Source organism: Ruegeria profundi (assembly GCF_020171505.1).
Classification (GTDB): Bacteria; Pseudomonadota; Alphaproteobacteria; order Rhodobacterales; family Rhodobacteraceae; genus Ruegeria; species Ruegeria profundi.
On record NZ_JAIUZS010000001.1, the window covers coordinates 692,941 to 706,021 of the forward strand.

Annotated in this window: 15 protein-coding genes; 6 read left to right on the plus strand and 9 right to left on the minus strand. The window is 57.1% G+C overall.

Annotation, left to right across the window (positions count from 1 at the left end; all coding sequences use genetic code 11):
* Window positions 1–20 precede the first annotated feature (20 nt).
* From purB to LCM21_RS03355, 5 genes are all read left to right on the plus strand, one after another.
* Window positions 21–1,325, plus strand: a complete 1,305-nt coding sequence (purB, locus tag LCM21_RS03340) for an adenylosuccinate lyase (RefSeq protein WP_224889312.1) — start codon at window positions 21–23, stop codon at window positions 1,323–1,325.
* A 122-nt stretch (window positions 1,326–1,447) separates the two neighbouring features.
* Complete coding sequence (locus LCM21_RS20810; protein WP_157769920.1) at window positions 1,448–1,600, plus strand: chitin-binding domain-containing protein; 153 nt, start codon at window positions 1,448–1,450, stop codon at window positions 1,598–1,600.
* Between the two features lie 103 nt (window positions 1,601–1,703).
* On the plus strand, window positions 1,704–2,246 hold the full coding sequence (locus LCM21_RS03345; RefSeq protein WP_224889313.1) for a tetratricopeptide repeat protein: 543 nt from the start codon (window positions 1,704–1,706) through the stop codon (window positions 2,244–2,246).
* A 68-nt stretch (window positions 2,247–2,314) separates the two neighbouring features.
* Window positions 2,315–3,406, plus strand: a complete 1,092-nt coding sequence (locus LCM21_RS03350; RefSeq protein ID WP_224889314.1) for a flagellar motor switch protein FliG — start codon at window positions 2,315–2,317, stop codon at window positions 3,404–3,406.
* Window positions 3,407–3,503: 97 nt separating this feature from the next.
* Complete coding sequence (locus LCM21_RS03355) at window positions 3,504–4,427, plus strand: lysophospholipid acyltransferase family protein (RefSeq protein WP_068332029.1); 924 nt, start codon at window positions 3,504–3,506, stop codon at window positions 4,425–4,427.
* On the opposite strand, the gene LCM21_RS03360 is transcribed toward LCM21_RS03355, so the two are convergent.
* Window positions 4,428–5,129: a DUF1223 domain-containing protein gene (locus tag LCM21_RS03360; RefSeq protein WP_224889315.1), complete on the minus strand. Its 702-nt coding sequence runs from the start codon at window positions 5,127–5,129 to the stop codon at window positions 4,428–4,430.
* A gap of 220 nt (window positions 5,130–5,349) precedes the next feature.
* On the opposite strand from LCM21_RS03360, the gene acnA reads away from it, so the two are divergent.
* Entirely contained in the window at window positions 5,350–8,040 is a 2,691-nt protein-coding gene (gene acnA, locus LCM21_RS03365; RefSeq protein WP_224889316.1) for an aconitate hydratase AcnA, read from the plus strand.
* A gap of 114 nt (window positions 8,041–8,154) precedes the next feature.
* Here acnA and LCM21_RS03370 read toward each other — a convergent pair whose 3' ends face one another.
* The 8 genes from LCM21_RS03370 to secF form a co-directional block, all read right to left on the minus strand.
* Complete coding sequence (locus LCM21_RS03370; RefSeq protein ID WP_224889317.1) at window positions 8,155–8,694, minus strand: DsbE family thiol:disulfide interchange protein; 540 nt, start codon at window positions 8,692–8,694, stop codon at window positions 8,155–8,157.
* Window positions 8,687–8,845: a heme exporter protein CcmD gene (gene ccmD / locus LCM21_RS03375; protein ID WP_224889318.1), complete on the minus strand. Its 159-nt coding sequence runs from the start codon at window positions 8,843–8,845 to the stop codon at window positions 8,687–8,689. The genes LCM21_RS03370 and ccmD overlap by 8 nt, the downstream gene beginning before the upstream one ends.
* The gene (locus LCM21_RS03380) at window positions 8,842–9,615 is read right to left on the minus strand and encodes a heme ABC transporter permease (protein WP_224889319.1); all 774 of its coding nucleotides are present in this window, start codon (window positions 9,613–9,615) and stop codon (window positions 8,842–8,844) included. The genes ccmD and LCM21_RS03380 overlap by 4 nt, the downstream gene beginning before the upstream one ends.
* Window positions 9,616–9,676: 61 nt before the next feature.
* Complete coding sequence (gene ccmB / locus LCM21_RS03385) at window positions 9,677–10,333, minus strand: heme exporter protein CcmB (protein ID WP_224889320.1); 657 nt, start codon at window positions 10,331–10,333, stop codon at window positions 9,677–9,679.
* Window positions 10,330–10,944: a heme ABC exporter ATP-binding protein CcmA gene (gene ccmA / locus LCM21_RS03390; RefSeq protein WP_224889321.1), complete on the minus strand. Its 615-nt coding sequence runs from the start codon at window positions 10,942–10,944 to the stop codon at window positions 10,330–10,332. Before ccmA ends, ccmB begins: the two co-directional genes overlap by 4 nt.
* 66 nt (window positions 10,945–11,010) lie before the next feature.
* The gene (locus tag LCM21_RS03395; protein ID WP_224889322.1) at window positions 11,011–11,364 is read right to left on the minus strand and encodes an Mth938-like domain-containing protein; all 354 of its coding nucleotides are present in this window, start codon (window positions 11,362–11,364) and stop codon (window positions 11,011–11,013) included.
* A gap of 9 nt (window positions 11,365–11,373) precedes the next feature.
* Window positions 11,374–12,132 (minus strand): TSUP family transporter, encoded by a 759-nt coding sequence (locus LCM21_RS03400; protein ID WP_224889323.1) that lies wholly within the window; start codon window positions 12,130–12,132, stop codon window positions 11,374–11,376.
* Window positions 12,113–13,081 carry a protein translocase subunit SecF gene (secF, locus tag LCM21_RS03405; RefSeq protein WP_224889324.1) on the minus strand — a complete coding sequence of 323 codons (969 nt, stop codon included), beginning with the start codon at window positions 13,079–13,081 and terminating at the stop codon, window positions 12,113–12,115. Before secF ends, LCM21_RS03400 begins: the two co-directional genes overlap by 20 nt.

The following is a 13,081-nucleotide window of genomic DNA, read 5'->3' on the forward strand; positions in this document are numbered from 1 at the left end:
ACAAAAAGGTCACGCCGCCAATGATTCCACGCTATTCCCGCCCCGACATGGTCGCCATTTGGTCGCCTGAGACCAAGTTTCGCATCTGGTACGAGATCGAGGCGCATGCCTGCGACGCCATGGCCAATCTGGGTGTGATCCCGCGTGAAAATGCCGAAGCTGTCTGGAAAGCCAAAGACGTTGAATTTGACGTCGCCCGCATTGATGAGATCGAGGCCGTCACCAAGCACGACGTCATCGCTTTTCTCACTCACCTTGCCGAGCATGTCGGCAGCGAAGAGGCCCGCTTCGTGCATCAGGGCATGACCAGCTCGGACGTGCTGGACACCTGCTTTAACGTGCAGCTGACGCGTGCCGCCGATATTCTGATCGCGGATTTGGAAGGCTTGCTGGCGGCCCTGAAACGCCGCGCGATCGAACACAAGGACACTATTCGTATCGGGCGCAGCCACGGCATTCACGCGGAACCCACCACGATGGGCCTGACCTTTGCCCGTTTCTATGCTGAAATGGACCGCAACCTGTCCCGTATGCGCGACGCGCGCGCCGAAATCGCCACTGGCGCGATCAGCGGCGCGGTCGGCACTTTCGCCAATATCGACCCACGCGTCGAAGAGCATGTCTGCGACCAGCTGGGTCTGGTGCCCGAGCCGATCAGCACGCAGGTCATCCCGCGCGACCGCCACGCGGCCTTTTTTGCCACGCTGGGCGTCATCGCCAGCAGCATCGAGAACATCGCCGTCGAAATCCGCCACATGCAGCGGACCGAGGTGCTGGAGGGGGCCGAGTTCTTCTCGATGGGGCAAAAAGGCTCCTCGGCCATGCCCCACAAGAAAAATCCCGTGCTGACCGAGAACCTGACCGGGCTGGCGCGCATGGTGCGCGCGGCTGTGATCCCGGCGATGGAAAACGTGGCGCTGTGGCACGAGCGTGATATCTCGCATTCCTCGGTTGAACGCATGATTGGCCCAGATGCCACGATCACGCTGGACTTCGCGCTGGCGCGACTGACCGGCGTGGTCGACAAGATGCTGATCTTCCCCGAGAACATGATCGAGAACATGAACAAGTTCCCCGGTCTGGTGATGAGCCAGCGTGTTCTGCTGGCACTGACCCAAGCAGGGGTCAGCCGCGAAGATGCCTATGCCATGGTGCAGCGCAATGCGCTGAAAGTCTGGGAACATCGCACCGATTTCAAAGAGGAACTGCTGGCAGACCCCGACGTGACCGCCGCGCTGAGTACCGAAGAAATCGAAGAAAAATTCGACCTTGGCTATCACACCAAACATGTCGACACGATCTTCGCGCGTGTATTCGGCGAATAACACCTGACCAATCAAACGGTTGTCAGAGCCCGGTTCGCCAAACGCGGCCCGGGCTCTGTTTCTTTGCCTGAATTGCAAAAATCAGCTATGGTGTCGGTGTATATACGAACCGGAGAAACGCTATGATCCGCATCACGATTTGTGCTTTGGCCCTTACGATATCAGCTTCGGCTGCATTGGCCTGCAGCGGCCATTCAAAGCAAACCCAATCCTGCGCGCCGGGCACATATTGGGACGCCGAAAGCCAGACCTGCGCGAAACTCGTCAATAGCTGAAGCTATCTATCCTATTCGTGAAGAAAAGCGAGCAAGTGATCGTTATCTTTTTGTAAGTTCGCGCTAAGCTAAAATTTAGCCGCTTTTTGAACGGAGTAGGAAGATGCGCCTTGTATTAGTCTCAGCAATTGCCCTTCAGGCATTTGCCTTTGCACCTGTTGTGCATGCTGCGGGTGGCGACAGCAGTACTGCACCTAAACCAACCAACACGACCAAGAAATGTCTGTTTGGCCGCGTCTATGACAAGGATGCCGGGCGCTGCGTGAAGCCGGACAAGACGAACTTTACCCAGGATGAATTGTACGACGCTGTGCGGGAACTGGCCTATGACGGTCAACTTGAGAACGCGCAGAATATATTGCGCATCATGGATCAGGACGATGACCGCGTGATGACCTATTGGGGTTTTACATACCGTAAGATGGGCGAACTTGAACTGGCGAACGTCTATTACAACAACGCCATCGAAGCCAACCCCGACAATATTCTGGCGCGCAGCTACATGGGTCAGGGGTTTGTCAGCGAAGGCAAAACCGATCTTGCGATCATGCAGTGGCGGGAAATCAAAGCCCGCGGCGGTGAAGGAACATGGGCCGAAACTTCACTGCGTGAGGCGATTCAAACTGGTCTGACTTACAGTTACTAGACTTCAGTCTTTCTTTACCCAATTCTCGTTAATCTGCCTGCGGAAAGCAACTTTGACACCGCAGGCAGATGCAAGACACAAACTCATTGTTACAGTTGGACGCGGGGGCAGCAACTCCGCTGGCTGATCAGGACGATAGCGCCCCCCGGCTTGTTCCCCGCACGCTTACCAGCAGACAAAAGGCTGCTGTGGTCGTGCGATTGCTGCTGAACGAAGGCGCAGATATCCCACTTGAAGACCTGCCGGATGAATTGCAGGAAAAGCTGACCCACCAATTGGGAGAAATGGGTTTGGTGGATCGTGTGACGCTGGACGCAGTCGCGCAGGAATTTGCCGAGGCGCTGGACGGTATCGGCCTCGCGTTCCCACATGGCCTGGCAGGCGCGCTGGATGCGGTGGACGGTAAGATTGGTCCTGCAACGGCGGCGCGGCTGCGCAAAGTCGCCGGAGTTCGCCAGATCGGTGATCCGTGGCAGCGCCTGCGTGACGTCCCTGCCGAAGAATTGGCCAAGATGGCACAGGCAGAAAGCACAGAGATCGCCGCAGTCATGCTGTCAAAGTTGGAAACCGCGAAGGCGGCTCAGCTCTTGGGGCACCTGCCCGGCCCAACGGCGCGACGGATCACTTATGCTGTTTCCAAAACCTCTAACATTACACCCGAAGCGGTCGAGCGGATCGGATGGTCGCTGGCGACCCAACTGGATCAACGACCATTGCAGGCGTTTACCGATGGTCCCGGCGCGCGCGTCGGCGCAATTCTGAACCACTCAGCGGCGTCCATGCGCGATGGTTTGTTGGACGCACTGGACGAGGAGGACGCGGATTTCGCCAGCGTCGTCCGCCGTTCAATCTTTACCTTTGCGCATATTTCAACCCGGGTTCGCGCCCGGGATGTCCTGACAATTCTTCGCGAACTGGATCAGACCGATCTGTTTACAGCCTTTGCCGGGGCTACATCGGATGAAGATAAGAAGACTGTTGAATTTCTGCTGTCTAGCATCCCTTCACGAATGGCCGACAGTTTTCGCGATGAAGTCGCGGATCTTGGCAAGGTGAAGCAATCCGAGGCTGAGGACGCGATGGCAAAGGTTGTAAGCACGATCCGCAGCCTTCTGGACGGAGGGGTCATCAAACTGATCGAAGAAGACAGCGAAGAGTAGGCAAACACCCAGACTTGAACCATAGGAAAGCTTGTGGTCGGTCAACGTGCCTTGTATGTCTGGCCCAGCAAATCACAACAGCCGGTGAGACCAGAAAATGCCCGTCGAAAAGTCGGAACTCAGCCGAGGGGCGCTCTGGAAGTACTACGTGACCGGTCTGTTCATGAAAGGTGTTATCGGAACGATGCGCCTGCTGCCGTATGAGCGGCGCATCGCAGCGATGGGGGCAATTGTGCGCGGGCTTGCTCCGTTGGTCGGATTCACCGAACGCGTCCGCAGAAATCTAAAACTAACCCATCCCGAACTGACGGAAGCCGAAGTCAAACGCATCTGCCGAGATGTCCCCGACAATGCGGGCCGTGCAATAATGGAGCATTTTTCGCCCGAAGGTTTTACCGAACGCCAGGCCAATGCCAAGATCTCGGGGCCAGGCATTGCCGCGTTTGACGACGCCGTGGCCCAAGGGCGCCCAGTCATGATGATCACGGCGCATTTTGGTCACTACCTTGCGGCCCGAATCGCACTACAGGCACGTAGCGGCCAACCTATCGGATGCCTCTACCGGCGCATGGCGAACCCGTATTTCAACGACATGTATGTCGAGGCGTTCTATAAAACGGGTGCGCCCATGTTCGAACAGGGTCGCCGTGGAATGGTCGAGATGGTGCGCTCACTCAAAAAAGGTGGCATTATCGCCATCGTGTCAGACCTGCATGCCCATGGCGGGGAAGAGCTGACATTCTTCGGCAAACCCGCCGTTACATCCGTTCTGAATGCCGAATTGGCGATGAAATACAAGGCGGTGCTAATCCCGTGCTATGCAATTCGCCAACCCAACGGTCTTGATTTTGAGATCGTTTTACATGACCCCGTCCCACACACCGACCCAAAAACCATGACTCAGTTCACCAATGATGATCTTGAGGCCGTCGTACGGCAGCATATGGGCCAGTGGTTTTGGATTCATCGCCGCTGGAAAGCGTGGAATGGCTTGGGCGTCCAACCCGAAGATATGCCGTGATCACTTGACGCGGGCAGCCGCTACGATAAGTCCGTGCCCAACCCGCTGAATCAGCGCCACCGCTGGAAGGTCTGCGGTCAATTTCACCGAAAACTGCTGCGACGCCGCCCCATCCCACTGTCCGGCTATATGCCAGGATTCCACGACATTTGCATACTCCATCTCGTACCCGGCAAGTTCACCGCGGCGGATTGAGGCATGGCGCATCGGCGTATATTGAACCACGCGTACATCATATACTTCGCCCTCAGGCAGCTCGACCGGTGTCACATCCACCAAGACTTCACTGCCCGTACGGGTTGCCACCACCTCGGCCTCAGCGGCGGCGGTCAGATGCGCATCTATCAACTGATTCAATTCGTATACATGCGCACCCACGACGTCTTGCTGACCATTCACCACCATCTGCGGCGTGAAGATCATTGAGCGCCCAGCCTGCCGCGCATAGTCGCGCTGCCGCTCGGTATGACTGGGATCGGCGAACTCATCCTTCCAACCGATGTAGTCCCAGTAATCCACATGCAGGGCTAAACCGATCACATCCTCGCGCTGCGCCAGATCATGCATCAACCGATCCGCCGGCGGGCATGCCGAACATCCCTGCGACGTAAACAGTTCGACCACCACAGGATCACTTTCGGCAGCGACCGAAGTGGCACATAATAGCGAAGCAAACACGGCGGCTGAAGCAATTCTGACCATAAAAAATCTCAGGTTTTTGAGGATGCCCACAAGATGTAGACGGATCAGCACCAAATCTCCAATCAAGGTTTCTTGAGAATTCTGACGCCACGCCCTTGCTTTGTATTCACTGGTATACAAATACTATTCAAAGGCATCCAGCCTTGAACGCGCAGCGATCATGCTACAAAAAAATGCAGCGAATCCCATTATCCAATTCATTTGAGAGGGAGACCACTAAATGCCCATTACTGTTGGACAAGATACCGCCAAGACACGACGCAGCCTGAGCGTGAACGGCAAGTCCATTTCCTATTACTCGATCCCCGCAGCACAAGAGGCTAACTTGGGCGATTTTTCACGTCTACCCGCCGCTTTGAAAGTGGTGCTGGAAAACATGCTGAGATTTGAGGACAACGGGTTTTCTGTCTCGGTCGATGACATCAAAGCTTTCGGAGAGTGGGCGGCCAATGGTGGCAAAAACCCACGGGAAATTGCATATCGACCCGCCCGCGTTCTGATGCAGGACTTTACCGGCGTTCCGGCTGTCGTGGACCTTGCCGCAATGCGCGACGGCATCAAAGGTTTGGGCGGCGATGCGCAAAAGATCAATCCGCTGAACCCTGTGGATCTGGTTATCGACCACTCGGTCATGATCGACGAATTCGGCAATCCCCGCGCGTTCCAGATGAACGTCGACCGCGAGTATGAGCGCAACATGGAACGCTACCAGTTCCTGAAATGGGGTCAGTCGGCCTTCAACAACTTTCGCGTGGTGCCGCCGGGAACTGGCATCTGCCATCAGGTAAACCTGGAATACCTGGCCCAAACCGTCTGGACCGACACCGACCAGAACGGGGAAGACGTCGCCTACCCCGACACATTGGTCGGCACTGACAGTCACACCACCATGGTCAACGGAATGGCAGTTCTGGGCTGGGGCGTTGGAGGTATTGAGGCCGAGGCCGCGATGCTGGGTCAGCCGATCTCAATGCTGATCCCCGAGGTCGTGGGCTTTGAACTCACTGGCTCGATGGTCGAGGGCACCACTGGCACCGATCTGGTGCTCAAGGTTGTCGAAATGCTGCGCGAAAAGGGCGTGGTTGGAAAATTCGTTGAATTTTATGGCGAAGGTCTGGACCGTCTGCCACTGGCTGATCGTGCGACAATCGCGAATATGGCCCCGGAATACGGCGCGACATGCGGATTCTTCCCTATCGACGGTGAGACCCTGCGCTATATGCGCAATACCGGCCGCGATGAGGAGCGTCTGGCGCTGGTCGAAGCCTATGCCAAGGAAAACGGGTTCTGGCGGGATGAAAACTATGCACCGATCTACACTGACACGCTTTCGTTGGACATGGCCACTATCGTTCCGGCCATCTCGGGGCCCAAGCGCCCGCAGGACTATGTTCCACTGACGAATGCCAAGGCCGCTTTCCGCCAGGAAATGGAAAGGACTTTCAAACGTCCGATGGGCAAGGAAGTGCCGGTCAAGGGCGAAGACTACAAGATGGAATCGGGCAAGGTTGTGATCGCTTCGATCACCTCATGCACGAACACCTCGAACCCGTATGTGATGATCGGCGCCGGACTGGTGGCGAAAAAGGCGCATGAGCTCGGCCTGAACCGCAAGCCTTGGGTCAAGACATCTTTGGCACCCGGATCGCAGGTGGTGTCGGAATATCTTGAGGCCGCCGGTCTGCAGGAACATCTGGACGCCATCGGGTTTAACCTTGTGGGCTACGGCTGCACCACTTGTATCGGCAACTCGGGCCCGCTCCAGACAGAGATCAGCGAAGCAATTGCCGAAGGCGATCTGGTCGCGACCTCGGTCCTGTCGGGCAACCGGAATTTCGAAGGTCGCATTTCACCAGACGTGCGCGCCAACTATCTGGCCTCACCGCCGCTGGTCGTCGTCTACGCGCTGGCAGGCACCATGGATATCGACGTGACTTCCGAACCGATCGGCCAAGACAAAGATGGCAACGACGTCTTCATGAAAGATATCTGGCCAACACAAAGCGAAATCGCCGAACTTGTCGAACAGACCGTAACGCGCGAAGCATTCCAGTCGAAATATGCGGACGTGTTCAAAGGTGATGAGAAGTGGCGCGAGGTCGAGGTTCCCCAACAGGAAACCTATGACTGGCCACCGACGTCGACCTACATCCAGAACCCGCCCTATTTTCAAGGCATGGGACCCGAGCCGGGAACGATTTCGAACATCGAAGGGGCAAAGGTTCTGCTAATCCTGGGTGACATGATCACCACCGACCACATCTCGCCCGCAGGGTCGTTTGCGACACAGACACCGGCGGGCAAGTATCTGACAGAACGCCAGGTTCAGCCGCGTGAGTTCAACTCTTACGGCTCGCGTCGCGGCAATCACGAGGTGATGATGCGCGGCACTTTCGCGAATATCCGTGTGAAGAATGAGATGCTGGATGGTGTCGAAGGCGGTTATACGAAAGGTCCCGATGGCCAGCAAACCTCGGTTTACGAGGCGTCGATGGCCTACCAGAAACAGGGGGTACCGCTGGTTGTCTTCGGCGGTGAACAATACGGTGCAGGTTCGTCACGCGACTGGGCCGCGAAGGGCACCGCGTTGCTGGGCGTCAAGGCCGTAATCGCCGAAAGTTTCGAGCGTATCCACCGTTCGAACCTTGTTGGCATGGGGGTTATCCCATTCGAATTCACCGGCGGCGACACACGCAAATCGCTGGGCTTGAAGGGGGATGAGACCGTTTCAATCCATGGCTTGGACTCGGTCAAACCGCTGCAAGAAGTGCCCTGCACCATCACCTATGGCGATGGCACAGAAAAGACGATCACCCTCAAGTGCCGCATCGATACGGCACCCGAGATCGAATACATCGAAAACGGTGGCGTGCTTCACTACGTGCTGCGCAACCTTGCCAAAGCAAGTTAAACCCGCGTGCTAAACAACAAAAAAGGGCGTCCTATGGGGCGCCCTTTCGTATTTCCGTAGCAGCTTGTCGCAGTGGTCGACAGGCGGATTGCCGCGTTCGCAACGTGCGAAGCACTAACTTCCCGCCGCCTTTTCCAACGCAGGTCGGATCGTGCTTTCGATGACACGTTGGGTGATTGGACCGGCAAAACGCAGGATGATCGTACCATCTCCGTCGATGACGTAGGTCTCGGGCACGCCGTAAAGACCCCAATCCAGCGCCATTCGGCCGTTTTCATCCTGTCCGATCGCCCGGTAAGGATCACCCAGCTCAGTCAGGAATGCCTTAGCGTTGTTCAGCTTATCCTTGTAGTTGATGCCGTAGACGGGGACGCCTTCGTTGGACAGCGCCTCAAGGTTGGGGTGTTCAGCCCGGCAGGGCGCGCACCAACTTGCCCAATAATTGACCAGCTTGACCTCACCGTCGCGCAGGGTGGCATCATCAAATATCGTTTTCCCCGGAAACTCGGTCAGCACAACAGGCGGTGCCGGCTGCCCTTCCCGCGCCGAAGGCAACGCATCCGGGTCGTCGCGAAACATACCAAAGCCAGCCATCACCGCGAATACGCCGAAGATCAGAGGCGGCGCAATCATCAGCGGAGAAATTTTAGCCATCGCGCGTCATCCTTTGTTCGATCTTTTCCATTTCGGCGCGCACCCTCCGCCCGCGCGCTACACTAATCACCAGCAACAATACAAGCAGAACAATCGACGCCGCATAAGACCACAAAACCGTGTCAGCATATTTCCCAAGGTCGGGCATCATCCGCTTACCCTTTCCCGCGCTTGCAGCGCTTTGATACGCCGCGCCCGAATTTCAGTGCCGGTGCGATACAAGACCAATGCGATGAACAACAGCACGAACCCGATAATGCAAAGCAACAGCGGGTAGAAGTAAACGTTGCTTACCTTCTCTTCTGTGTCCGCGCCGGTTACCGCGGCGACACGCATCACCGATGCACCCTGATGCAGACCCTGGTTCCAGAAATTCACCGCGTATCTGCTGAGCAACGCGAAAACGGACCCAACCAGACACAGGACCGAGGTCAGATCAGCGGCGGTATCGGGGTCTTCGATCGCCTCCCACAAAGCGACATAGCCAAGATAGAACAGGAACAGGATCAGGAACGAGGTCAGGCGGGGATCCCACGCCCACCATGTACCCCACATCGGCTGGCCCCAAATGGCGCCGGTCACCAGCGCAATAAGGGTCATGACAATGCCCACCGGGGCCGCTGCACGCGAGGCCAGCGCGCTGACATGGTGCCGCCGCACCAGCCAAATCAAAGACGTGGCCAGCATCATCAGCCAGCAATTTATCGCCATCAACGCCGCCGGGACATGCAGGTAGATGATTTTTACGGTCGAGCCCTGCTTGTAGTCATCCGGTGTAAAAAAGAACCCCCACACCAGCCCAACCACGACACAGATTGCCGAAGTGATCCAGAAAAACGGCAAGACCCGCTCACTAGTCGCGAGGAATTTCCGCGGGTTGGCATATTCCCAGAGGGAGTTGGCTTTGGCTGCGATCGACATGGGTGTTATTTAGTCCGACTCGTGTTCGTTCTCAATTGACATCCGTCAAAGTTTGACCGCGTCATCGAAGGTTAATACGCAAAACGGCAGCGCTTGCGAAGGGCAATAGCGCGATAGTAGCCGCTGTAATTCCGGCCAGCATCAATAGGGGGGTCTGGGTCTCCATCCCAGTGGCTCCGCGGCGCGCGACTTCGGCCCCGAAAATCAGCGTTGGCACGTAAAGCGGCAGCACAAGCAGTGACAGCAAGAGACCTCCTCGTTTCAGGCCAACGGTCAGGGCCGCACCAAACGTGCCGATCACACTCATGGCCGGGGTGCCGACCAGCAGCGAGATGACCAACCAGAAGAACCCCGGCACCGGGAGGTTCAACAATATCCCCAGAAATGGCGCGGCCAGAACCAGCGGCAGGCCGGTGGTCAGCCAATGGGCCAGCGCCTTGATCGTGACCACGGATTCCAGCGGCAGAGGCGCGGTTGCCAGAAGATCCAGCGAGCCGTCCTCCCAATCCAGCGCCAAAAGCCGGTCCAGTGATAACAGACACGCCAACAGCGCGCCCAGCCACAAGACACCTGGCGCGATGGTCGACAGCAATGAGGATTGCGGCCCAACTGAAAACGGCACCAACACCGTCACGATCAGGAAAAACGCCAGACCAAGGCCAAAGCCGCCACCCGCGCGGAAGGCCAGTTTGAGGTCGCGCATCAGCAAGGCGATCACAGGAAACCTCCGTCGAGATCATCGATGGGTTGCAGCTTGGCTTTGTTCGGGGTGACGTCCAATACGTCACCGTCCAGGCCCAGGTCTATATGGGTTGCAATCAGGGCCGATCCGCCCTGCCCCAGATGATTACGCACGGCCTCGGCGAACATCTGTACGGCATCGCGGTCAAGCGAAACGGTCGGCTCGTCCAGCATCCAGATCGGCCGCCCTGTCACCAGCATCCGCGAAAGACCCAGACGTCGTTTCTGCCCCGCTGACAGATTGCCCGCGTAGCGATCAGAAAACGCGTTAAGCGCAAAGGCGTCGAGCGCGTGTTGAATACCCTTTGTCCCAAAGACCGACGCCCAGAACGTCAGGTTCTCCATCACCGTTAACGTCGGCTTCAACCCATCGGAATGCGAAGCATAAGCGATCTGATCTTCGGCCCCATCAATCTGGCCGGACAGTGGTGGTTGCAACCCGGCCAGCGTCCGCAGCAAGGTGGTTTTGCCGATCCCGTTCGGCCCGCGCAATATCAGCGCCTTACCCGGATGCAGCGCAAAGCTCAGGCCTTCAAGCACGGGGACGCCACCACGGGCGATGGCCAGATCGGTCACAGTTAATGTCATAAGTCCCGCTTATCTCATTGCCGTCAGGGGCAAAAGACAAGATTTGACGCAGGGGATTTAGTCGACTCAGACAGGCAACAGGGCCAACGCGATACGCCGCCCTTCCGACAACAGCACGTTATACGTGCGGCACGCAGCCGGAGAGTTCATGATCTCAACCCCCAGCCCAGCGTTTTCAAGCGCCGCGCGCAGGTCAGCCGGAATATGCGACAGGTCCGCACCCGTACCGATGAACAGAACATCCACGGTGTCAGCCAGCGCGAGCAACGGTGCCTCGTCAATGTATCCACTCCAAGAGGTCGTTCCGGCCGGACCAGTCACAACACCGCCCTGGTAAACCTGCCCGCCAATCCGGAAAAACCCGGGGCCATACCCGTCAATCGGGGCCGCGTTGGTATAAGAAATCTCGTTCAAGCGCATGAGCGTGTTCTATCCCCAAAGCGGCAGGCCAGACAAGGCCGCTCCTGCAATCGTTAGATAAGCAGCACCCCGGTAAAGCTTTTCTTGCTGTGGCCTGAACAACCAGCCGCCCAGCCAATTGCCCAGAAGATTAGGTACGGCCAGCACGAGTCCAAGGGCCGATGCAGCCAGCGTCACCCGCTCCATCCCCGTCAAAAACCCAAGAAGAAGGAAATCGAATCCAAACAGGAACAAGAGAATTGTTGCGCGTATGACGTCGACCGGCAGAGGGCGCGACATATAGAAAAGGATCACCGCCGGACCGGGCAAACCCGCCGCGCCGCCCAGAAACCCAGCGGCTCCGCCGATGCCAGCAACCATGACGCGGCCAACATGGCCGTGATAACGAACCCCAAGGATCAGGACGACCAACATCGAAAGCCCCAAAAGACTGACTGCATATTGGAAAACCTCGGGCGCAACTTGCGTCAGCACCCACAGTCCAACCGGCATTAAAAACACGCAGCCCACGAACAAGCGAACCAGATCGCCCCGATCCACGGCTTGCCAGGCGCGGCGCAGGTTCGGCAATGGGCCGAAGATGTCCATGATGGTCAAGCCAATCAAGGCACCAAATGGGCCAAGATAAGGGGCAGCGATCGGAAGAAATACCAACGCGGTTCCAAAGCCCGAAAAGCCGCGGACCACTCCGCCGACAAATGCGGCAAAAAGAACAACAGCCAGCCCCGTTGGGGACTGGCCGAAAAACTCAGGCGTCGATATTGGCAAACTGATTGCCTGAAGTGTTGGACGGCTTCGACCAGTCGCGTTTGACCCCCAACCAAAGCAGGATGGTCGAGGCCACGAAGACCGAGGAATACGTCCCCACGATCACACCCCAGATCATCGCAAAAACGAACCCTCGGATCACGTCACCGCCCAGTACATAGAGCGAGATCAGCGCCAGCAGCGTAGTCACCGAGGTCATCACGGTCCGGCTGAGCGTTTCGTTGATCGAGATGTTCAGAACCTCTTTGAGGTCCCTTTTCTTGTACTTCCGTAGGTTCTCACGCACGCGGTCGAAGACAACCACAGTGTCGTTCAGCGAATAGCCCACGATGGTCAGCAACGCCGCAATAATTGCCAGGTCAAACCGAATTTGCAGTTCCGAGAAGATGCCGATGGTCAGGATCACGTCATGGACAAGAGCTGCTACAGCCCCCAGCGCGAATTGCCATTCAAAGCGCAGCCAGATGTAGACAAGCACAGCGCCGATAGCCAGTACAACGGCGATTACCGCGGTCTGGATCAACTCGCCTGAAACTTTGGGGCCAACCGATTCAACGGACGCAAATTCGATATCGGGTGCCGCGACCTTCAGCGCCTGTTCCACAGCTGTAACCGTGGCAGCCGATACGGCCTCGGCCCCTTCTTGCGCTTGAATGCGGATCATTGCGACGTTCTGATCCGGCCCGAACGTCGGATCAAAAATCTCGGTGATCGAAACGTCGCCCAACTCCAGCGGCGCGATGGCGTCGCGATATGCACCAACGTCAATCACTTGCGCGCTTTCGGTCCGGATCGTCGTCCCGCCGCGAAAGTCGATACCAAAGTTCAACCCTTGCAGCATGAACGACACAAACGCCACGATCATCAATGCGCCCGAAATGCCCAGCCACGCCTTCCAGCGGCTGAAAAAATCAAACGAGGTGTTTTGGGGTACGAGTTTCAGTCTCAT